This window comes from Parabacteroides vesiculifaciens (genome assembly GCF_049860805.1).
Classification (GTDB): domain Bacteria; phylum Bacteroidota; class Bacteroidia; order Bacteroidales; family Tannerellaceae; genus Parabacteroides.
This window is the reverse complement of record NZ_CP187555.1, coordinates 3,039,428-3,063,443: the sequence shown is the minus strand read 5'-3', so window position 1 is coordinate 3,063,443 and position 24,016 is coordinate 3,039,428. Positions and strand designations below refer to the sequence as shown.

Here is a 24,016-nt window from a genome sequence, read left to right as displayed (position 1 = left end):
CATTGGACATAGTTTGTCCTTCATTCTAATTATCTCCTCTTCATAGGCTATATATTTAATTGTTTATTGAATACGAATTTCAGTTCCGCTCTCTCGCTCGAAGGTGAAGTGGGCGTCTTGTTGTAAAGCCCTCAGCACCTGTTCAATCCCGTCGGAGGTACGGAACTTTCCACTGCATGCGTAATTATCGAGCGTATGATTGTCGACAATTATCCGGATACCGAAATTTTTCTCGAGCTTCTTCATCAAATCCTTGAAATTGATATCCTTAAATGTGATAAGTCCCTCTTTCCAACTGTATGGATTGAAGTCGGTGATGGGAGTGACCGTCAATTTCCCGTTGTAGAGGCTGACGGCATTATTGGGTTCTAACACAACTGACTCGTTTGGTTGCGATTTGTCGGTGACTTTTACGCTTCCTCGTATAAGGGCTGTAGAAAATTCATTTTCGTCATAGGCTTCTACATTAAATTGTGTCCCTAAAACTTCAACTTCGCAACGTCCGGTGTTGACAATGAATTTTCTGTCTTTATTTTTGGCTACTTCGAAAAAGGCTTCTCCTTTCAGATAAACTTCCCGCTTGTCTCCATTAAATGAAACCGGATAGGAAAACTCCGACCGGGCATTCAACCAGATGTGGGTCCCGTCTGCCAATGTCACCTCAACCCGTTGTCCGGCAGGTACTTTAATGGTGTTAAGGGCTATTTCTTGCTGAACATCCTTTTTCATGAATACAGGAATATTATATAATAGGAACAGGGTGATAACGGCAGCAGCAACGCTACCCACCCATTTCCAGAGTGATACGGAAGGTTTGCGAATATGGTTCCCCTTTTGAAAAGCATTTAATTGGAGTGCGTCAAACAAAGCGCGTTCATGGTAGAAAGCCTTTTTGTTTGCATTATCGGTATTCACCCATTGGCGGATCTGAGTCAATTCTTTGTCCGTTGCCTCTCCGCTAAACATTTTATGTAGTAGTTTCTGTTCCATTTTTTCCGTTTCTATATTAAGGGCGAACGGGAAGGAAAATACCCTAAAGGGAAAATGAATTTTTTTAGGTACGGATTACATGGGCTAACATGGTTTTTACAAAATGCTAAATTAGCTATCCTCTGATTCGTCTGTATGTGTTCATTCGTCTAAACGGATGCATAGAGGACAAGGAAACGGGGTTTGTAATTGCCATTTTGTTCGCAGGAGCACTGGAAAGTTATTTTTTTGTCGTCGGAAAGCCGGAGTGGTGCAGAAGAATAAATGGGCGTGTCGGTAGAAAGGGCGGATTTCTGTTAAAACGTCAATCGCCGAAGGTCTTCCTTATAGGGCCTGTGAGGTGTTAAAATAGTTTTCAAAGGCCTTTTTTGAGCCTTTTTACAACCTTTTTTCCCTTTGTTTCAGTCCGCCCGACAAAATCATTTAGATCATTTCCCAAATTCATCCCGATGATTTGCCTGAAACATCCTAATGATTTTGGAAAATCATTGAGATCATTTGAAAAATCATTTAGATGATTTTCCGGAAAGGGCACAAAAACAAGTGGGCTTTAGGCTGAAAAACATAAATACAGGAATATGCGTGTCAGAAAAAACGTCTGAAAAAGACCAAATTGAAGGTAAATGACCTATATATGCAACAAATTGAGTCGTGATATATTTCCCGTCTTAATGGAAAAAGAAGAATTCAAATATTGCCAGATGTGAATCATTTAATAGGTTCACATTTTCTTCCATTGGTCTATTGGCACATTGCCCAAAAGGTTCATTATTTCCTCAATACGAATCTTATTGTCATCTCTTACTTATTGTACGATTCACTAAAATACCCGTTGGTCCAAATCGAAACAGTAGTGCATGAAATTCGTTTTTCTACCCCATCTATTTCAAATTACCCTTGCGGGTAATATTTTTTAAGAAACTTGTGATAATATAAAATGCTGAGTAATAAATAGATATGAATATTCGCCTTTTAGGAGAGGTTCCTGTATGATTTAACATATCAAAAAGACAGGTTCACTTCTTGGCAGATACTATGAATCATGATTGTTTACCTGCCTATTGATAAAAGAAATCCAATACGAATAACAGGCAGGGGAGATAGTCTTTTAATTCTTTACGCAATATGTTCAGTGCTTTGCTGATATGGAACTCGACACTTTTTACCGAGAGGTTGGTTTCCTCGGCAATTGTTTGATAATTTTTCCCCTCGTATCGGCTCATGATAAAAATGTGGCTGGACTTTTCCGGCAATTTGGCCAAAGCCCGGTTGATAAGTTCCTGTACTTCATTACTGAACAGTGTCTCCGGCTCGCATGCTTTCAAACTGGAAATGCGCATTTGCAATTCCCACTCTTTGTTGGAGAGTAAGTTTTCTGCGATATTATTCCATGTGCGTTCACGTTGAAGATAATCCAGGCATTTGTTTTTTAGGGTGACTAATATATATAAAGGTATGTCTTTGACATCCTGTAACCGTTTACGGTTTTCCCAATAGTACATCAGGCTTTCCGTTACCAGATCTTCTGCAGCTTCTTGGTTGTATGTATAAGAATAGGCGAATCGAATGTATCGTTCCCGATGGGTAACGAATATATTGTTGAATCTTTTTATGTCCGTTTTCTCATCCATGATGTGCTGTTCGAATGGGATTTAGTCCTAAGAGAACTATGGCCATATTTTTTCATCAGCATAGGGAAGAGAAAAACTATATCTTTATGATTCAGGATATTGTGTTTTTAGAGATAATTTTTGTTTACTGACTCTTTCTTTATGTCAAGTGTGATTTTTAAGCCTAAAGTAGCTGAAAAACGCAATAAAACTAATTCTTTACAACATATTTCAACAATTCAGAAATAAATTTATAATTTTGAAGGCCATAGTTCTCTTAGGACTATGGCTTTTATTGTAATTGTTATATTGTATTACAGGCAAATATGCTTGATGTGTATATCTACTTTAGGGGATATCCTACCGGATTATTCATGATCGGTAACTGGTTATCTGTTAATTTCAAAATTCGCTTTAAAGCAGCTTGATCCATAGTGGCACGGGGAACAGTTGCCAGACCGGTGGCAGCACAGAAAATATTGATGTTTTGGCAAACGATACCGGCATCGACTGCGGCCATCAGTTTGGTATGGTCAGCAATGTTTCCGAAGCGTGAAAGATCGGAAACGAGCACGAGGCTGACCGGCGCCGATTTCACAAAGTCCTGACTCCCGGCAACGGCGGCGCGATGATCTCCTTTAGCTATTGGCTGAAGGCTGTTTGCTTTGGCATCATACAGATAAGCACCTTCTTTCATGATGACATAAATATCGATGTCTTGCTTGTTCAGAGCGGAGGGGGCAGTGCGTTTCCCATCCGGGCGGTTGATGCCGTTTGCAGCCCACAACAAATCCGACAGATCCTGTAGACTGAGTTCTTTATCCGCATATTCCCGGTCGGAGTGGCGATCGGATAGCGCTTTCATGACGGAACTACCCCTGCTTTTATCAGGAGAGTTTAATTTGACTGTTTTCAGATCTTGTGCATGCATAGTGACAATTAGCAATAATGCTGTAAAAATGAATGATAATCTTCTCATAAACTTGTTCTTTTTACGAATGGTTTCTACAAAAATAAGTGAAATCTGTATAAATCGAACACCAAAATACAACTTTTACAATTCTTTAAATCGTAAATATACGAATGCTTCGTAGATAAAGTTACATTTGCAACTGTTTTATGTGAATGTATAATCGATAATATCTAAATTCTCAAATTTAATGAAAGAAAAACTACTCTACTTAATGCTGATACTATTCGTGTCTGCGTCAGTGTTTGCGCAAACCGGAAGTGGATCAGCTACCGCCTTTACGATTAAAGGACAAGTAGTCGACTCGTTATCTAACGAGTCAGTACCTTATGCCACATTGAGGATAGCTTTGGCTTCCGCGCCACAGAATCCTGTGAAATTGTTGGCTTGTGATGATGATGGTAAGTTTTCGGCAACGATGAACAAACCGGGTAAGTATATCATGACGATGGAATCGTTAGGGAAAATCCCCGCCAAAAAAGCATTTACATTGTCGGAAAACAAGAAAGTCGTGAATTTCGGTAAGCTGTTTATGAATGACGATACGCAGCAACTGAAAGAAGTTACCGTAACAGCCCAAAAGCCATTGGTCAAGGTTGAGGTCGATAAATTGACTTACAGCCTGGAAGACGACCCGGAAGCTAAAACCAGCAATGCATTGGAAATGTTCCGTAAAGTTCCGATGGTCACAGTGGATGGCGAAGATAAAATCCAGTTGAAAGGATCTTCCAATTACAAAATTTACATGAATGGCAAGCCCTCAAACCTGCTGAGCGGTGACAATGCTTCCGATGTGCTGAAAAGTATGCCGGCAAGTTCGATCAAGAACATCGAGGTCATTACCGATCCGGGATCTAAATATGATGCGGAAGGGGTTGGCGGTATTATCAATATCATTACAACCAAGAATGCACTGCAGGGATATACGGGTACGGTTCGTGCCAATGCCAGTACGTTGGGGAGCTTTGGTGGCGGCGCGTATGTTTCGCTGAAAGCAGGTAAGTTGGGGCTTACTGCCAATTATGGATATAACAATCGTAATTCGCCATGGAACGATTCATATAGTGAACGTTTTACGGATGCCGATATGTTGGCAGATGGCAATCCCACCCAGTTGGAGGAAAAAGGACGTAGTAAGAATAAAGGCCCGTTCCAATACGGGTATTTGGAAGGTAGCTACGAGATCGACACGCTGAATTTGTTGAGTGTCGGGGTGAACCTTTTCAGAGGAAAGAACAAGAGCTATTCCGAATTGGATGCTGTTTTGAACCCGTTGGGAGGGCTGGAAAACCGTTTGCGTTCTTTCGATCCTGTCTACAGGTATAACCGTAACTCTGTTTCGCAGGGCACGTTCGGTTCTACGGATGTTAATGTCGATTTCCAGCATTCGACCAGCAAGAAAGATGAATTGCTGACGTTGTCTTACCGCTTTAGCCAGTCTCCGAATGACAATGAAGGACATACGGAGGTCGATGTGAAAGAAGGTTATTACTATTTGTCTGGAGAATATCCGAAATGGAATATCAATGATGCTTCTACCGTAGAACACACCGGGCAGGTCGATTATACAACGCCTTTGTTCGAGAAACAAACATTGGAAGTTGGTGTAAAATATATCAACAGGCAAAATAAGAGTAATACGCTGGAACAGATTTATAACGATTCTACCAAGATCTGGGAAGATCGCTCGAGAGACAACAGTCAGTTTAAACATACGCAACATATTTATTCTGCTTATTTAGGATATCTGATACGATTGAATAAGTTCGGTATCAAAGCAGGTGTGCGTGCTGAAGGAACAAGCTTGAAAGCGTCTTTTGCCCGTAAGCCGAATTTGAATTTCAGTACAGACTATTTCGATGTGGTTCCGAATGCGACGCTTACTTATCAGATGGATATGTCTTCCCAAATCCGGTTAGGATATAATATGCGTATTCAGCGTCCGGGTATTTGGTTCTTGAATCCATATATCAATGACGTGAACCCGCAGAATATCTCGCAGGGTAATCCGAATCTGGATTCGGAAAAGAGTAATAATGTGAACTTGAACTTCAGTAAGTTCACTCAGAAGTTCAGTATTAATGCCAGTTTAAGTTATACGTTTGTCAATAATGCGATCGAACGTTATACGACGACGGCCGATTTCCCATTGACCGATCCCCGTTCCCAATATAATGGAGCTTTGTGGAATACATACGATAATATCGGTAAAAAGCAACAGGTCGGTATTTTCCTGTATGGAAACTGGTCTCCGACAACTTGGTTCCGTATTTATATGAATGGTGGTGCGGATTATACGGATATGAAGGCCTCCGATTTGGGCATGAGCAACAAAGGCTGGAGTGGACGTGTGTTCGCCGGTTCACAGTTCACGTTGCCGAAAGATTTCCGCATTAATCTGCATGGCGGTTATTTCAGCCCCTGGATTCAGTTGCAGAGCAAGATGTCTCCTTTCTACTTTGCAGGTTTGAATATCAGTAAGGATTTCCTGAAGAAGAAGCTGTCTATTTCGCTTGGAGCACAAAACCCATTCTGGAAAACGATGAAGATGGAGACGACTACGAAAGGTGAAGGTTTCCACGACGTATCTACCACTTGGCGCCATGCCCGCGAATTCCGTTTGAGCGTATCTTACCGTTTCGGTACGATGAAAGGCCAGATCAAGAAGGTTCGCCGTGGTATCAGCAACGATGATTCCAAAGGTGGTGGAGAAAACAATTCAGGCGGTGGAGAACAAACGATGTAATCTTGTCCTATTAGAAATATATCGGTTACTGAAAACCAGCGGAGGCATCTTCGCTGGTTTTTTTATTTAAAATGGCGCTCTCGGACAAATCTATCCGTCCAATTAGACAAATTGTGCCTGTATCTCTGCCGCCAATCACCTACTTTTGAACCGTAAATTAAGAATTTTGTAAACATGAAACACACAATCTTGAGTCTGGTACTCCTTTTTATCAGCACATCGATCTTTGCTGCACGTAAGGAAATTCTGTTGAACGAGAACTGGATGTTCCGTTTTTCCCATCAGGTACAGTTTAAAAGTGAGGAACGGGTGAACCTGCCCCATACCTGGAACAGTGGCGATGCCCTTTCCGGTAAACAGGATTACTATCGCGGGATGGGTAATTATACCAAAACGCTGTTTGTAAAACCCGAATGGAAAGGCAAACGCCTCTTTCTGCGTTTTGAAGGAGCCAATACAATCGCGAATGTTTTCATCAATGATGTCCATATCGGCGAACACCGTGGGGGATATGGCGCCTTTGTATTCGAGATTACGGATAAAGTGAAATATGATGCCGACAACCGGATATTGGTGAAGGTCAACAACGCCTTGCAGCAGGATGTCATGCCGTTGGTCGGCGATTTTAACTTCTATGGAGGTATCTACCGGGACGTAAATCTGATTATCACGGATCCGGTCAATATCTCGCTGACCGATTATGCTTCTCCCGGTGTCTATCTGATCCAGAATAAAGTAACGAAAGAGCAAGCCGATGTAAGGGCAAAAGTGCTCGTCTCTAACGGAAGCGCGACGGCTCAGCCTGTAAAGGTGGATGTCAAGATCTGGGATGGCGATAAGCTCGTACAACAGCAGGATATAAAGGTGACTGTGGATGCTAATGATTGGGCAACGACCGGAATGGATTTGACCATCCGGAACCCTCATTTATGGAATGGCCGCAAAGATCCGTTCATCTATAAGGCCGAGATATCCCTTTTCTCCGAGGGCAAAATAATCGATCGGATCGTACAGCCGTTGGGCCTGCGTTATTATCATGTGGATGCGGAGGAAGGTTTCTTCCTGAATGGCGAGCATCTGAAACTGAAAGGAGTATGCCGACACCAGGACCGGGCCGAAAGAGGAAATGCACTTTACAAGATGCATCACGATGAAGATGCCGCTATTATGGTCGAGATGGGAACAAATGCCGTTCGTCTGGCCCATTATCCGCAAGCTACTTATTTTTATGACTTGATGGATAAGTACGGTATTGTTACCTGGGCTGAAATCCCGCAGATCGGACCGGGCGGATATCAGGATAGGGGCTACATCAACCAGGCTTCTTTCCGCGAGAACGGGAAAGAGCAGTTGAAAGAACTGATTCGCCAGCATTATAATCATCCGTCCATCTGTTTTTGGGGATTGTTTAATGAATTGAAAACCATTGGCGACAACCCGACCGGATATATCGAGGAGTTGAACGATCTGGCACACAAGGAAGATCCGACACGCCTCACTACATCTGCCAGCTTCCTTTCGTATGATGATGATATCAGCAAGGTAACCGATGTGATTGCCTGGAACCAGTATTTCGGTTGGTATGGCGGTTCTCCGTCCGATATGGGGAAATGGTTGGATGCTAATCATAAGGCGCATCCGGAATATAAAATCGCCATCAGTGAATATGGAGCCGGAGCAAGCATCTACCATCAGCAGGATTCGGTAAAACGGGGGATTGCTTCCGGTTGGTGGCATCCCGAAAATTATCAGACTTATTATCATATCGGAAACTGGAAAGCATTGGCCGAACGTCCGTTTGTCTGGGGCTCTTTCATTTGGAACCTGTTTGATTTCGGTGCTGCTCATCGCGTGGAAGGCGATCGTCCCGGGATCAACGACAAAGGTTTGGTGACTTTCGACCGTAAGGTAAAGAAAGATGCATTCTATTTCTATAAAGCGAACTGGAATGAAGACGAACCGTTCGTTTACATCACGAACCGCCGCCATCGCGACCGCTCATTAGCTATAACGGATATCATGATCTTCTCCAATCAGCCCGAAGTCGAATTGTTTGTGAACGGAAAGAGCATCGGCAAGCAAAAGCCGGACGACTATGCGACATTTGAATGGAAAGGTGTCGCTTTGCAGGAGGGGGAGAACACGATAGAGGCTCGTTCGACCCAAAAGAAGAACAATGTAAGCGATAAGGTGGCCTGGACGGTGAAATAATAATGGTTAGTATTTTTAAGGAGGTGTGTCAAAATCACCTCCTTTTTCTTAGTTTCCATAAGGAATCAGTTCTTTTAGTATTTGTTCCTTGTACCACGGATCGTCCGCCTCTTCCAGCAACGGGACCATTTGCTTGCATAAATCGGACACGATTTCTTTGTTCTCCTGCCAGGGCAGGTTCTGCATCTGGTACGGGTCTTTCTGATCATCGAATAAAAGGACTTCCTTAAGTCCTTTTGTCTTCCGGTCGATTGTGAGCGACATCGTATATCGATGTGTCTTGATTCCTCTTGCTACCGGAAAATAAGAAATGACTTTTCCGTCGGTATCTTTGTCTCCGTCTACATTTTTGATGTACAAAGCCCCTTCACGCAAAGGGACGGAGGAATCTTTTCCTGTGAAACGTCCTGCGTAATTCCGCCCTTCCACCTCCGCCGGGATCTGTTTCCCTAAGTTGCAGAGTCCGAGGATAGTCGGCATGATATCGGGAGAAGACAACAGAAGTTCGTTGTCAATCCGGGGGGGCACTTTTCCCGGAAAACGGACCATAAACGGGACGTTCATACTTTCGGCATAGGGCGAGTTCTTAGGATCGTCCGTCTTCTGGCTGCACATGGTTTCTCCATGATCGGAAGAAAATATAACGATTGTATTTTTGTCCAATCCCTGCTTCTTAAGCTCGTCCAATATTCGTCCGAAAGCCCGGTCAACGCCTGTAACCGAAGCAAAATAATAACGTACGGAAGGTGCTTTTTTCATTTCCCGGTCCGCATTCGGACGAATCAGCAGGCTGTCTAACGGAAGGTCTTTGTACAAGTTATAATCTTCTTCCATGCAATCTTCCAGCGAAGCATAGGGACTATGGGGCGGATTGAAACTGACCATCATAAAGAACGGCTTCTTAGGGTCCCGCACATTATCTTCATTCCGCAGGTAGGAGATTGCTTTATCCGCTTCATGTTCGGGCGACCACTCGTTGATCTGGTGCTTTACGCCTTCGGTGTCCCAATAATGCGGATGCTTGTGTACATCGTAGGTCCCATACGAATACCAGTAGTCGAAACCGTGCCGGCGTTCCGCTGGCGTATATGCATCCCAGGCCGGAACGCGATCTTCTACAAATTTTCCGGGACGTTGCGGGTCATTGGGAGTCGGGCAGTCGACATGCAATTTGCCGATATAAGCGCAATTATAGCCGGCCTGGCTGAACACGTCGCTGATACAGGTCGCATCTTCACGCAACGTGCTGACCGGGCGGTTGGCATTGCAGTTCAGTGGCACGCCGCTATGTTCCGGATACATCCCCGTCAACAGTATTCCCCGGTGCGGACTGCTCAGCGGGCAGTTGCTCATAGCCGAAGTCAGCACAACGGATTCTCTCGCAAATCGGTTCAAATTAGGCGTATGCACCGGATCCCCCTCAAAGTTCACCGCCTCCCTGAATCCCGTCTCCCTCCAGAACCCCATCGCATGGTTACGCATCTGGTCGGGGAAGATGTAGATGACGTTAGGGGCGTTCGATAAATCTTGGGTGGTGACAGGTTGCTCTTTGCATCCTTGTAAGGAAAAAAGAAGAATCCCCCCTAAAAGATATACCGCATCCTGATTGGAATGATTGATTTGTTTATACATATATTTATTGATTTATAGGACGTAATGATATTTTGCAATTACCTTTTTGTTGCAGATTGATTATAGAAAAACGGATTCTGTAAAGAACTCCGTTTGTCCAGGAAGATAATAGTGAACTGTCATCGATTTTAATCGTCTCTATTGTTGGAGACAATAGTTTTTTGTCGTACATGATTTGTATTCTCACATCGTCTCTTTTCAGGAACAGCGAGCCGTCTTTCTCTTCTATTTCACAGGCTGTCATGAAGTTCACAACTGTTTCTCCTGTTGTCTTATTTAACGACCAACTGTCGGAAATAATAAATTCCTTTTTGCGTTTTAGCTGATACGTTCTGATCCAGGATTTGATATTAGCTTCTGTTGCATAGGCATTCGCAATGTCGGCAGTGAAATAGGCGCTTTGCTTGGTATCTCTGAAATGTACATCAGCCGCTTTGAATTTTTCCCCGTTTTGCTGGTCATACCCGTTTATGGTCGGCAGGTTATGATAGCACGATTGCATGGTCCAGATTGAATAGCGTTCGGAACTGAATGTCTTACGGGTATAACGCCCGACACCGACATCGATTAGAACCGGCAAACCGTTATAATAAAGCATACAACTCCCGACATCATTATGATTGTGCGGTACATTGTTATGGCTTCCGTGTGCGGCAAAAAAGAATCCGTCATTTAATTTTTTCCTATCCCGGGCAACACAAAGTTCGGAATCTTTGAAATAATAAGAAAGGAAGTCGATGTCGCAACCTTCTCCCTCCAGAATCTCTTTTGACAGGATGACATCGTCCAGGACCCTTGCGAAGATACTTCCCCGGTGAAGTGTGGTTGCCCAGTTGCTTATTCTGGCAAAATCAGAGGCAAAACCGGTCATAACAGGATCACCGATACATTTGCCATAGTGGTAAACCGCTCCGGAATTGATATTGCAAACCGCTCCCGCATCGGAAAAGTTCACAAAATAGCGGTCGTAAATATGGACACGATAGATGTACTTTCCAATATTTTGTATCTTTTCCCGGTTGAAAATATTGATGTTCCCATCGGTAATACGATACAGTAGGTCCAAGAATTTAACCAAATTAGCTCCGGCATGTCCCCAATAGGTCGGACCTTCTTCGCAAGCTCCGTCCTCATGTTGCACGTCGATGTAGCGATCGGCCGAACGCATCAACCGATATACGTGTTCGGTCTTTTGGTGTTGGTCGTCATCCAATAGCATGACGGCTTGCAATACATTATAGTTAATCCAGATGTTCCAGTTATTTACGTTTTTTTCTCCATGCAGCCCCATCCACCAATAATCGGTACGGGAAAAATAAGGGTCGATCAATCGTTCTATGACTGTTTTTTTTATTCTTTTGGCAATTAGCGGACTGATTTTATCGAATTCTTCTTTAAAAAAGTGATATGTCCAGGCCATTTGCGCACCGATATCGGCTACGACGAGTTCGACAGTCGGTTCGTCCGGATCGGGCAGGCCTGACTGGTCTTTTTGAAAATAGGCGTGTGCCGAATGTACCCAGGAAGTTTCACATAGAAACCATGCTCCGTTGATGATGGCATCCATAAAACGCCCTTTCCCCTCTACTAACTCGGCTAAAGTGAGAGATATTAACGCCATGTGATTTTCACGGCCGGTTAGGATTTCTCCGGTGCGTTTATAAGCCAGATAATCTGTTGCCAAATCCGGTTTCCAAATATGAGAAAGTGCTTTCTCGCCTTCGGATATGATAGTTTGCCTGATTTCCGGTGTGGCTATATGTTGCCACTTTTCCCGGTCCTGATAAGAAGGATATGAGATCCAATGTTCATCTGCCGCTAATACTGAAAATAGTTTCTCTTTAGAGATGCTATGTTCTAAAAGGTTGTCCTGGGCAGAAACTGTACCGAGACAGGATAATAGTAAAATGATATAGAATGCTTTTTTCATACGTAGTTCCTTTTACCGATTGAAGTATATAGATAATGAAGTACAAATATAACTAAAAAGGGCAGACATTACTGCCTGCCCTCTTATTTGTATTCGTCTAATGGTAGATGATTACCATCCAGGGTTCTGATTTTCTTTCAGACTCGGATTCTTTTCCGTTTCACTATTTGGAATCGGCCACAGGTAGTCGCGTTCCTGAACGACACGATTATAATAGAACTGTCCGGTGAAACCTTTTACTTTTCCATCCAGAGATTCGAGCAGTTTCCAACGTTTCATGTCACTGAAGCTATGACCTTCACCTGCCAATTCGACTGCACGTTCATGTCTGATACGATTGAATACTTCGTCTTTGGTTGTCGCCTTCAAATAGTCCGGACCACTGTTGAGTCCTGGCATACCTACACGTGCACGAACCTGGTTAATCAGATCTACTGCCTTGCTCTGCTGATCTGTCTGATTATAGCATTCTGCCAACATCAACAGAACGTCTGCATAGCGGATCAACGGGAAGTTTATCGGCGTATCGGCACGATTGTTGATGGCTCCGTTCATATCGTATTCGGCAACGAACTTGCGCCATAAATACATTTCGTAGTTTCCGTTGACACGGATGAAACCGTTCTTTTCGTTTGCCTGTCCGGATTTTGCAGTAATTATGTATTCGGTATCCATCGGAGCGTTGGCGTACCAGCCTTTATAAGTAGTGTACGGCAGGATGATAGAAGCCATCATACGTGGGTCGCGTTTACTGTACATATCCAACAATTTGTCTTTGGCGGCCGGATAGGTTTCTACTTTGTCCAACCCTTTGTTCAGTGTCGCATAGAATGTAGCTTTCTTCACATCGTCACTTTCGTTGAATTCTGGAATTACTTCGTTCCAATCGAACGGACGGCCATCGGTCCATTCATAAGAGTCTACGAAATCAGTGGCGACCATTACATTGTTCCAGCAACTTCCGAAAGAAGCACGGCTTCCCATATAGAAGGTTGTCGGCATACCGAAGTCTGTCCCAATACCACCGATGTTCTGGATCGCAAAAATCATTTCGGAACTATCGTCACCACCCGGTTTGAACAGATCGGCATAGTCGGAATATAAGGCATATTCGCCGCTGTTAACTACACTTTCAAAGCATGTGGCGGCTTCCTTATATTGCTTGTTGAAAAGAAGCACTTTCCCTTTCAATGCCATTGCGGCGCCGGATGTGGCACGACCTTTATTCGTGTCGTCCCATTTTGCCGGAAGGTTAGCTATGGCGTCATCCAGATCCTGGATGATAAACGTACGCACTTCGTCGGCTGAGCTTCTCGGGTTCATCATGTTGGAGAAATCTTCCGCTACGATTGTCTTTTCGTCATAGATAGGAACACCACCCCAGAAATCGAGCAAGGTGAAATAATAGAGGCCGCGCATGAAACGAGCTTCCGATTTGTAACGGCTCTTCAACTCATCTGACATATCGCATTTGTCTACATTCTGCAAAACGATGTTTGCACGTGCGACACCTTCATACAATTGTTTGAACTTATTGCCGACAGCTCCTTCTGTCGTAGTATAGGTTCCACGCCCGATATTCGGATAGGAAGGAGCGTCATATCCGGCTCCTACACCACCCAAACAGTCGAAACCGAATTGGCGGCCAAATACGTCGTCATGCGTCATCTGGCTGTAAACGCCCATCATTGCCTGATCGGCATGGTCTTGTGTCTGGAAGAAGGTTCCGGCACTCATTTGGTCTTCCGGATAACGATCCAGGTCATAGCAACTGCTCATGAATAAAAGCGAAGCAGCGCAAGTGAAAAATAATTTATATTTGTTCATGATGTTTTATTCAATTAAAAGGTGACATTAATACCTAATACAGCCGATTTCATGGCCGGATAACCTAAACCGCTGATTTCCGGATCAAGACCTCTGTATGACGTGAAGGTGAAGAAATTCTCCAAACTACCGTAGAAACGGAGTCTTTCCAATTGCATCTTATCTGTAACAGTCTTTGGAAGGGTATAACCCAACTGGATGTTACGAATCTTCAAATAGGCTTTGTTTGACAGATAGAAGTCGCTTCTCTGCTTGTTGATCTCATTCTGGGACTGAAGCAAACGCGGATAGGTAGCATCCGTACGGCCTTCAGTCCAGCGGCCTTCTGCCACTTCTTTGTTCAGCTGGTATCCGAAACGAACGGATGAAGTGTTGGCTAAATCGTGCTGCCAATACGTCTTTACACCTGCTTGTCCTTGGAACAGGACGGAAAAGTCGAAACCTTTATAGGCTGCATTCAGGTTCAAACCGAATTGGAATTTCGGGTTTGGACCATCGCTGACAATTTCGCGGTCATCCATATCGATAATCCCGTCTCCATTGATGTCTTTGTACAGTAAATCACCTTTTTGAGGTGTACCGAATGCTGCAAACGGATTGACTTTTTTACCTGTTTTTTCGTCTATTGGTGCGTTGTCGATCATTTTTTGTACCAAAGCCAAATCTTCATCTGTCTGGATGATACGATCTGCGCGCAACAAATATTGAGAGTTGATCGAGTGTCCTTCCCAGATCAAGTTGGCGCCGTCGATAGACTGGCCACCTTTCTCTTTCCCCTTGAATTTGTTGACCATATTCTTTACAAATGTAAAGTTGCCGTTCACACCGTAAGAGAAGTCGCCGATCTTATCTTGCCATCCAAGTGTCATTTCGATACCTTGGTTCGTAACGGTTGCACTGTTCTGCTTAGGAATGGAAGCCGTACCGTGTACATCGGGAGCAGGCAGGTTGATCAAGATGTCTTTAGTTTTCTTGTTGAAATAATCGATTGTACCGGTAAGTTTGTTGTTAACTAATCCGAAGTCTACACCGATATTAGTCATGTAGGTGGATTCCCAAGTCAGGTTCGGGTTTGCCAATTTAGCTTGTGCAAGTCCCAAAACTAAGGCATTGTTCAATGAGTAGTTGAAAGCGCTTCCGCTACTTGGTTTGTTGGCATAAGTCGCGAGGGCATCATAGTTGCCGACGGAGTTATTACCTAAAGAACCGTAAGAAAGACGCAGTTTTAAATTGCTCAATCCTTTTTCTACCCAGTCTTCCATGAATGCTTCTTGGTCCATACGCCAAGCGACGGAAGCAGAGGGGAAATACCCTGTACGGTTATTGGAAAGGAAACGGGATGACTGGTCTGCACGAAGATTCACTTCCAACAAATATTTGTTATCCCAGTCCATATTGACACGACCGAAGAAAGAACGCATCGCCCATTCTGTGCTTGAACCGGAAGCGGACGCATCGCCGATAGCGGCATTGATCACGTTCAGGCTTAAGTCGATCATATCATATTTTGTGGCGGAGAAATTCTTGCTGCGATACATTTCCTGGCTGGCTCCGACCATAGCGTTCATGCCTAAGCGACTATCTAAGAAACGTTTTTCATAGCGTGCCACAACATCGCCGAAGAAACGTTCTACTTTGCCGTCATAGTTCATGATACTCGTTTTACCGCGTGTAGAAGAGGTGATCACTTCGTCGCGGAAGTTCCAAGCGTCAATGAATACCGGTTTTTTGCTCCGCTCTTCGTCTACAAACTCATACGAGTAAGAGGCTGTTATCGAAAATCCTTCAAACGGTTTCAAAGTACCGACGAAACGGGAACGCATATTGGTTTTACGGATGTTACCGGCAGTAGCATTCAAACGGCGCAATGGGTTATTGACAGCAGCCTGTGCATCATCTTCGCTGTTATTCATGGCTCCGTATCGTCCGTCCGGTGCACGGAACACCATACCGGGAGTTGTTGCTGAAGCATATGTGAATACATCATCGACATTTGTGTCTTTCTGATCATTAGCCGTATATTTGGCAGCCGGATCCATATTGGATACATAGCCACTCACCTGAGCTCCTAAGTTTAACCAAGGTTTCACATCGGCGGAGATGTTGACACGTCCGTTATACTTCTCGAATGCCGTGTTTTCCATGACACCCGGATTTTTCTGATAACCGAATGATGAATAGAAGCGGATCTTGTCGCTACCGCCGCTCATCGAGATCACATGATTGTGGGATGTCGAATTTTTGAATGTTTCATCTAACCAGTTGGTATTCGGATATCTGAGCGGATCTCTTCCACCATCGGCACGCCATTCATCGATAACTTCTTGTGAGAATTGTTTCTTTAATCCCGAGTTTTCGTATCCTTCGTTGATCAATTCCATATAGGTGGCATAATCTGATACCGGATCCATGGAACTTGGAATTTCCGGGGAGGTAAATGATACGTAACCGTTATAGTCTAATTTGATAGAACCGGCTTTACCTTGCTTTGTCGTGATCAAAATGACACCGTTGGCAGCACGAGAACCGTAGATTGCCGAAGAGGCGGCATCTTTCAATACGGTCATTGATTCGATATCCTGTGGGTTGACAGTGTTAATGCCAGCTTCGACACCATCAATGATAACTAACGGAGCAGAGTCATTCAGTGTACCCTGGCCACGCACTTTGATAGAGGCATTGTCGTTACCCGGCTGATTGGCCGTACCTTGTACGTTTACACCGGCAGCAAGACCTGCTAATGCATGAGAAACGTTGGTGATAGGACGGCTTTCTGTCAATTCTGCAACATTAATGGTCGAAACAGATCCGGATAAGTTAACTTTTTTCTGTGTGCCGTAACCTACAACTACAACTTCTTCCAAAGCCTGTGAATCTTCAGCCAATGCAATCTTGAACGAAGTCTGGTTTTTTACGGGGATTTCCTGGTCCTTATATCCGATATAAGAAACAACAAGAATAGAATTAGGAGATACTTCCAAAGAAAAATTACCATCCATGTCGGTAATTGTACCGTTGGTAGTTCCTTTTTCTACAACATTAGCTCCAGCGATAGGACCAAGTGCATCTTCGACTACACCTTTGATACTGTGTTTTGCCTGTTGAGGAGAAGCTACAACGGGATTCGGTTCGTTTGAACCAAACGTATCGGTAGAAGGATTAGCTGAGGCCATCCCGATTGATGCCAGGAACATGGAAGCTCCCAGGAACATCGCTCTCGATACATAAAAGCGTTTAAAATCTTTTGTCATAATAACACCAGATTGATTAATAAATTGATAATAATTCTCATTTCTCTAAATAGGCACTTTGTGTTTTTCAAATGTGTTTTTCACAAAAGTGTGTTACTGATCTAAGTTCTTCAAGAACTATGACCAAAACGCTGCAAATTTAGATGTTAATAATATGCATGGATGTATAATTTTATCCATTTGATATGCACTAATCTTCCAGCAGTGAGTTTTTAGCAATACGTTAAGTCTTTATATATTAATGTGTTGTGGTTTGCATATTTTATATAACATATAAATTAGGCTTAATAAGCAATATGTTTGTTTAGAATTTATGTATCACACCTCTGTCACACCTGTATCACCATTTGACATTGAAACCGATACGTATTTGCGCGAAGATTATTTTGTCAACATAAGGTGTTTTATTGCAGAAAGCAAGCAGGAAAAGAGAGGAAAATAAGCAGAAATGTTCAAAAACACGCCCATCTTCCGGCTTTCTACACCCGGATCTTGCCGCTCTCTACATCCGGATGTTCGGGACGGCTACACCCGGATGTCCAGAATTATTTCATACTAATATGTTGTAATTAAGGCGCCTATTGTACAAGAAAAGACTATATATATCACCAAAACATAGATAGGGTGTGATAGATGTGTGACACAGGTGTGATAGATGAATCCGGTATCTGTCACACCTTGTACGTTATGTTTATCAATGTTTATAAAGCAAGGTGTGATAGAGTGATAGAGAATCCAGCAAAAACTATATAGATATCCGCCCTCGCCTTTTGCCTATATTGGATCGTAAAGGATGACGAAGTACCATAGTTCTTGAAGAACTACGATAAAAATACTCTTTTGAAAAAAGTACGTATAGAAAAATACAAGGTGTCAATTTAGGGAAATGAGAATTATTATGTGGCAGGAAACTTCTTAAATCTTTGCTTTTGGACAATCTGTGCACATGAATTGGATGAATATGTCTCTTTCTCATTAAGGGGAACTCTATTTTTGTGATATTGAAAAATAATACCTATGAGAACACAACGATTCATTACAATCGTGTGCCTGTTGCTTTGGACAGTCGCACACTTGCACGCGTATGAAAAACGCAACTTGCTACAGAAGGAAGCTGATTTTGAAAAAGTAAAATCCGCATTGGTAATGGGGCAAAAGTGGGTGCCCTATCCTGATTATTCCGACCGGGCCGGTTGGGATAAGTTTCTTGGCGAATATAAAGATGAGTATATCCGGAAAGGAGAAAGTTTTCTGGATTATGAATGGAAAGTCGTAAAGGCTACGGACTATTTAGAGTTCGGACGTAGTGGCAACCGGTCGATCATGCAAAAACTGTTCGGTCAGAACGATACCGCGCTCGCAAGTCTGTTCATGGCAGAGATGGCGGAAGGTAAAGGGCGTTTTGTCGACCAGATTGTCAATGGCGTTTTCGTCTTTTGTGAGATGACAAGTTGGGCAGCCTCGGCTCATTTGGGGTTGCAGAAAGTCAGAGGATGTTTCCCAAGCTACGAAGAGCATGTGATCGATTTGGGCGCCGGGAACCTTGGTTCGCAGTTGTCTTGGATTTATTATTTTCTGAAGCCCTCTTTAGATCAGGTGAATCCTTTGGTCGCGAAACGGCTCCGGCATGAATTGCAGGTGCGCATCCTTGATACATATATGAATGAAGATCATTTCTGGTGGATGGCTTTCCATCTGAAACCTGGCGGATTAGTCAACAACTGGAACCCGTGGTGTAACTTCAATGTGCTGCAATGTTTCTTCCTGCTCGAAAACGACCGCGACAAACTGGCCAAGGCGGTTTACCGGACGATGACCTCTGTGGATCATTTCATCAACTATACGCATTCGGACGGCGGATGCGAGGAAGGCCCTTCTTATTGGGGGCATGCTGCCGGCAAGATGTACGATTACCTGCAAATGCTTTCTGACGGAACCGGAGGACAAGTCTCCCTTTTCGATCAGCCTATTGTCAAGAACATGGGCGAATATATCGCTCGCTCGTATGTGGGTAACGGCTGGGTGGTCAATTTTGCCGATGCATCGGCAAAAGGCGGAGGCGATTCCGACTTGATCTTTCGGTATGGAAAAGCGACGGGAAGTTCGCTTATGATGGATTATGCTGCCTATCTCAGGAAGCTTTCAGCCCAAAACGAGGCACCTTCGGGCGATGCATTCCGCTTGTTCCAATCTTTGCTTTCGCGTGACGAACTGAAGGCAAGGACGAGCGGTTACCAGACATCTCCTTATTCCTGGTATCCGGAAACTGAGTTTTGCTATATGACAAACAAGAATGGCTTTTTCGTGGCAACGAAAGGCGGATATAATAATGAAAGCCACAACCACAACGATGCAGGAACCTTCTCCCTTTACTTAAATACAACGCCTGTCTTTATTGATGCCGGGGTCGGTACATATACCCGCCAGACATTCAGCTCCGAACGCTATTCTATCTGGACGATGCAGAGCAACTATCATAACCTGCCGATGATCAATGGTACGCCTCAGCAGTTCGGCGCGAAATACAAAGCTTCGGATGTGAAGTTCGATCCGAAGCGTATGTATTTCTCTGCAAATATTGCGACTGCTTATCCGGCTGAGGCGAATGTGAAAAAATGGGTTCGTTCATACCAATTGGGAAAGAATTCTCTGAAAATAGAAGATTCGTTTTCTTTGAACAAGGCGGATAAACCGAATCAGGTCAATTTCCTCACCTGGGGGAAAGTGGATGTTTCGGTTCCGGGAGTAGTCACGGTTGAGGTGAACGGTGAGAAAGCCCGGATGACCTACAATAAGAGCGTCTTTACACCGGTTGTCGAAACGGTCCGCTTGGACGATCCCCGGCTGTCAAATGTCTGGGGCGAGCAGATCTACCGGGTATCGTTGAACGTCAAGAAACAAACCCTTTCCGGCTCTTATACTTATACAATAACAACAATAAAATAATAGTTCCTATGTTTAAAATCGGAAGTGACGGATAACATACGATAGCCCTAAAAAAGCTATACCATTATAGTTAACTTTGCATATAAGGAAAACAATATTAACTAATAACGATATAGCTTATGAAACGTGTACAAAGTAACACATTAGATTTTATTGGGCAAAATATTTATGTAGGAATTGATGTCCACTTGAAGAGTTGGTCTGTAGCGATCTTATCAGAGCATTCCGTACTGAGGAGATTCAGACAAGATCCGGAGCCGGAAGTGTTGCACAAATATTTAGTGAGCAATTATCCGGGAGCCAATTACTTCTCGGTTTATGAAGCTGGTTTCTGTGGCTTCTGGATACACGAGAAGTTAACGGATTTAGGTATCAACAACATAGTGGTCAATCCTGCCGATGTTCCGACCATGAGTAAGGAGAAGTTACGTAAGACCGATGCGGTGGATTGTAACAAGCTCGCTCGTGAGCTACGTTCCGGGTCGTTGGAAGGGATATATGTTCCGGGGGCTGACATCCTGGAAATGCGCTCTTTGATAAGACAGAGAAACCTGATCGTAAAGGACAGCACACGTGCCAAGAACCGTATCAAGTCATTGCTCCGTTTTCATGGCGTGGAGATTCCTGAAGAGTTTCCCCGTTGTTCCATAGGCTGCTGGTCGAAACGTTTTCTTTCTTGGCTGCACTCGCTTGAACTCTCAACTGAATATGGCAAGAAAACACTGGGACTTCATCTTGAACAGTTCATCCGTTTGAGGAAGATGCTCTTGCAGGAAACACGTGCCATCCGTGAAATATCCCGGAAGGCACCATTCGACAAACCTATACGTCTGTTGAGATCCGTTCCGGGTATAGGCGTTACAACCGCCGCCACCCTGATGGTCGAGATTGACGACATAGTCCGTTTCAGCAATGCGGAGCATTTAGCCTCTTTCATTGGATTGGTTCCCATGTGTCACTCCAGTGGTGATAACGATAATGTGGGTGACATTACGCCCCGTCGTCACTTCATGCTCCGATGTCTGTTGGTGGAAGCCGCCTGGATAGCCATCCGAAAAGACCCGGCCATGACACAGGCTTACACGGAATACAGAAAACGTATGAATCCGCAAAAGGCTATTGTAAAGATTGCCCGCCGGCTGGTAAACAGAGTATATTATGTACTCAAACATGAAAAGGAATATGTGCCATGTGTTGTCAAATGATATGGAATCCTATAAGGTAAAACAACTTTCTTTTGAGAGAAATACTACATGATTATTGCGGCATTGAAGTCCGCTCAAAATAGTTTGTAACTCTCATTACATGGTTTGACTGATAAAGGAACTTGCGGCTCACTTGGTTGATGTCCGCTGTGGAAAGTTTGTTTTACCATAGGATTTTGGCTCAGGTTTTCTTAGCCATATCAGACGATATCAGTAATACAAAAAGAGAGGCGTGTGACCGCCTCCCCAAGTAGCATTACTGCGTACCGTCAGGATGTTTATTGCTGGTAGGTTGCTCCTCTGCAGAGCCTACTTCCTCTTAACATCCTGATACAAAGATAAGATACAAAAGTTAATTATTAATGAATTATCCAACTTTGTTTGGATTTTAAATGGAAAATTGAATCATGATGAAAAATTTGATTGCATTTGCTTTTTCGGCATTTCTGCTATCTTGTGCAGGTGCCCCTAAAACAGAGGAAAAAAGTTTTATCGACGAGAATATCGATTTTGCCCGTGCACAATTAGGAAATGAGATCGGTGTGATTGAAGCGAGTGGGAAATGCCTGAACCCTGTAACGCTGAAGACGGACAGTTCCGTCTACTATTGCAGTTATGCGGATTGGCGGAGCGGCTTTTTCCCCGGATCAGTCTGGTATTTATATGAATTGACGGGTGACAGTACGTTGATGCCGTTGGCCGCCAAATATACGGATGCCATAGAGGAAGCCAAGAACCTGACCTGGCATCATGATATCGGATTTATTATAAATTGCAGTTTCGGGAATGGTTTGCGGTTGTCCGGAACGCCTTCTTATAAGGATGTGATGGTACAGGCGGCCCAGTCATTGTCTACCCGTTTCCGTCCGGCAGCCGGTATTATCCAGTCGTGGGATGTGGAACGCGGCTGGCAGTCCGAACGGGGTTGGGAGTGTCCGGTTATCATCGACAATATGATGAACCTTGAACTGATGTTCGAAGCAACGCGTTTGTCTGGTGATTCTTCTTTCTATAAAATTGCCGTGTCTCATGCCGACCGTACGATGCAGGAGCATTTCCGTCCGGATGGAAGTTGCTATCATGTGATCGACTATAGTGTCAAAGATGGTCAGGTGCGCCATCGCCAGACGGCACAGGGATATGCCGACGAGTCTATTTGGAGCCGCGGGCAGGCATGGGCTATCTATGGCTATACAGTATGCTATCGTGAAACCAAAGATCGTAAATATCTGGACCAGGCCCTGAAGACTTTCAATATGATGAAGAACCTGAAGAATATGCCTGAAGACCTGATCCCTTACTGGGATATGTCCGCCCCGAACATCCCGAACGAACCGCGTGACGTTTCGACGGCTTCCTGTATCGCTTCCGCCCTTTACGAGATTAGTACAATGGATGTGCCGGATGCAGCTGGCTATAAAACGTATGCCGACAGTATCATGGTCTCACTTTCTTCTCCGGCTTATCGCGCAGCTTTGGGGACGAACGGAAACTTCCTGTTGATGCATTCCGTAGGCAGCATTCCCCACAATTCCGAAATAGACGTTCCGCTGAACTATGCCGATTACTATTACCTGGAAGCATTAAAACGTAAACGGGATATTGAAAAAGATATTTAATCGAGATTTGAACTGTCCGAAGATGACTAAATATCACACCTGTAAACTATCTTTGCATCGTTAATTAGAATAGTATGAAAATAGGAAAATTGATTTTTGCATTGGCATTTCTGATGTTGTTTGCCGATGCTTCGATGGCTGCCAAATGGAAAGCCAAACATGTAGTTTTGATCGGGCTGGACGGCTGGGGCGCTTATAGTGTGGACAAGGCCGATATGCCGAATGTGAAGAGGCTGATGGCCGAAGGATCTTATACGTTGAAAAAACGTTCGGTCCTTCCATCTTCCAGTGCCGTGAACTGGGCTTCTATGTATATGGGAGCGGGACCGGAACTTCACGGGTATACGGAATGGGGATCGCAAACCCCGGAATTGCCCTCGCGAGTGGTGAATAAGAATGGCATTTTCCCGACCGTATTCAGTTTGCTCCGTGAATCCGATCCGAAAGCCGAAATCGGCTGTATTTGCGAATGGGCGGGAATCCGTTATGTTGTCGATACGTTGGCTTTGAGCTATGATAAAAATATCACGGAAAAGCCACAGAATCCTGCCACTACCAAATGTGCGGTCGATTATATCAAGAGTGCACGTCCTGCCTTGGTGAATATCGTTTTTGACGAACCGGACCATGTCGGCCATGCGGAAGGACATGACACGCCTGCCTATTATGAAAAGTTGAAAGAACTTGACGGTTATGTCGGCCAGATCATCCAGGCGGTTAAGGATGCAGGTATGCTGGATGAGACGATCTTTATCGTGACAGCCGATCATGGCGGCATCAAAAAAGGACACGGCGGCAAGACAATGGAAGAGATGGAAACAGCCTTTATTATTTCCGGTAAGGGGATCAAGAAAGGATATGAATTTGAAGAAAGCATGATGCAGTTCGACTGTGCTTCGACAATCGCTTATATCTTCGGGTTGAAACAACCGCAGGTTTGGATCGGTCGCCCGATGACTCAAGTGTTTAAATGACAAAATGTCCCGTAGCGTGTACGATACGTTGTTTTTCTTAGAATAAGACCTGTCGCGCATGCGCAATTCGTCGTTTTGAGATTAAAATACCTTTTCGCGCGTGCG

The 24,016-nt window shown here is 44.0% G+C and carries 13 protein-coding genes; 6 read left to right on the top strand and 7 right to left on the bottom strand.

Annotation, left to right across the window (positions count from 1 at the left end; translation table 11 throughout):
• Positions 1–63: 63 nt before the first annotated feature.
• The 3 genes from ACPYIV_RS12450 to ACPYIV_RS12440 form a co-directional block, all read right to left on the bottom strand.
• Positions 64–990, bottom strand: coding sequence for a FecR family protein (locus tag ACPYIV_RS12450; protein WP_425883269.1), 927 nt, complete (start codon positions 988–990; stop codon positions 64–66).
• A gap of 1,058 nt (positions 991–2,048) precedes the next feature.
• Complete coding sequence (locus ACPYIV_RS12445; RefSeq protein WP_293734001.1) at positions 2,049–2,621, bottom strand: RNA polymerase sigma-70 factor; 573 nt, start codon at positions 2,619–2,621, stop codon at positions 2,049–2,051.
• 322 nt (positions 2,622–2,943) lie between these two features.
• Positions 2,944–3,579: a SagB/ThcOx family dehydrogenase gene (locus tag ACPYIV_RS12440; RefSeq protein WP_293740734.1), complete on the bottom strand. Its 636-nt coding sequence runs from the start codon at positions 3,577–3,579 to the stop codon at positions 2,944–2,946.
• A 181-nt stretch (positions 3,580–3,760) separates the two neighbouring features.
• Here ACPYIV_RS12440 and ACPYIV_RS12435 point away from each other — a divergent pair, with 181 nt between their 5' ends.
• Both ACPYIV_RS12435 and ACPYIV_RS12430 read left to right on the top strand, forming a co-directional pair.
• Complete coding sequence (locus tag ACPYIV_RS12435; RefSeq protein WP_425883266.1) at positions 3,761–6,316, top strand: TonB-dependent receptor domain-containing protein; 2,556 nt, start codon at positions 3,761–3,763, stop codon at positions 6,314–6,316.
• A gap of 174 nt (positions 6,317–6,490) precedes the next feature.
• Positions 6,491–8,527: a glycoside hydrolase family 2 protein gene (locus ACPYIV_RS12430; RefSeq protein WP_425883264.1), complete on the top strand. Its 2,037-nt coding sequence runs from the start codon at positions 6,491–6,493 to the stop codon at positions 8,525–8,527.
• A 48-nt stretch (positions 8,528–8,575) separates the two neighbouring features.
• On the opposite strand, the gene ACPYIV_RS12425 is transcribed toward ACPYIV_RS12430, so the two are convergent.
• The 4 genes from ACPYIV_RS12425 to ACPYIV_RS12410 all read right to left on the bottom strand — a co-directional run bounded on the left by ACPYIV_RS12425 (position 8,576) and on the right by ACPYIV_RS12410 (position 17,167).
• Positions 8,576–10,159 carry a sulfatase family protein gene (locus tag ACPYIV_RS12425; RefSeq protein ID WP_425883262.1) on the bottom strand — a complete coding sequence of 528 codons (1,584 nt, stop codon included), beginning with the start codon at positions 10,157–10,159 and terminating at the stop codon, positions 8,576–8,578.
• A gap of 4 nt (positions 10,160–10,163) precedes the next feature.
• Positions 10,164–12,089: a heparinase II/III domain-containing protein gene (locus ACPYIV_RS12420; protein WP_293734006.1), complete on the bottom strand. Its 1,926-nt coding sequence runs from the start codon at positions 12,087–12,089 to the stop codon at positions 10,164–10,166.
• 111 nt (positions 12,090–12,200) lie between these two features.
• Positions 12,201–13,916 (bottom strand): RagB/SusD family nutrient uptake outer membrane protein, encoded by a 1,716-nt coding sequence (locus tag ACPYIV_RS12415; protein ID WP_293734007.1) that lies wholly within the window; start codon positions 13,914–13,916, stop codon positions 12,201–12,203.
• Between the two features lie 14 nt (positions 13,917–13,930).
• Positions 13,931–17,167, bottom strand: coding sequence for a SusC/RagA family TonB-linked outer membrane protein (locus ACPYIV_RS12410; RefSeq protein WP_293734008.1), 3,237 nt, complete (start codon positions 17,165–17,167; stop codon positions 13,931–13,933).
• Between the two features lie 1,017 nt (positions 17,168–18,184).
• Here ACPYIV_RS12410 and ACPYIV_RS12405 point away from each other — a divergent pair.
• From ACPYIV_RS12405 to ACPYIV_RS12390, 4 genes are all read left to right on the top strand, one after another.
• Positions 18,185–20,113, top strand: a complete 1,929-nt coding sequence (locus ACPYIV_RS12405) for a heparinase II/III family protein (protein WP_425883259.1) — start codon at positions 18,185–18,187, stop codon at positions 20,111–20,113.
• Between the two features lie 119 nt (positions 20,114–20,232).
• A complete protein-coding gene (locus tag ACPYIV_RS12400) occupies positions 20,233–21,318 on the top strand; it encodes an IS110 family transposase (RefSeq protein ID WP_293740859.1) in 1,086 nt (361 codons plus the stop codon).
• A 407-nt stretch (positions 21,319–21,725) separates the two neighbouring features.
• A complete protein-coding gene (locus ACPYIV_RS12395; RefSeq protein ID WP_425883257.1) occupies positions 21,726–22,937 on the top strand; it encodes a glycoside hydrolase family 88 protein in 1,212 nt (403 codons plus the stop codon).
• 74 nt (positions 22,938–23,011) lie between these two features.
• Positions 23,012–23,911, top strand: a complete 900-nt coding sequence (locus ACPYIV_RS12390; RefSeq protein ID WP_293734012.1) for an alkaline phosphatase — start codon at positions 23,012–23,014, stop codon at positions 23,909–23,911.
• Positions 23,912–24,016 lie beyond the last annotated feature (105 nt).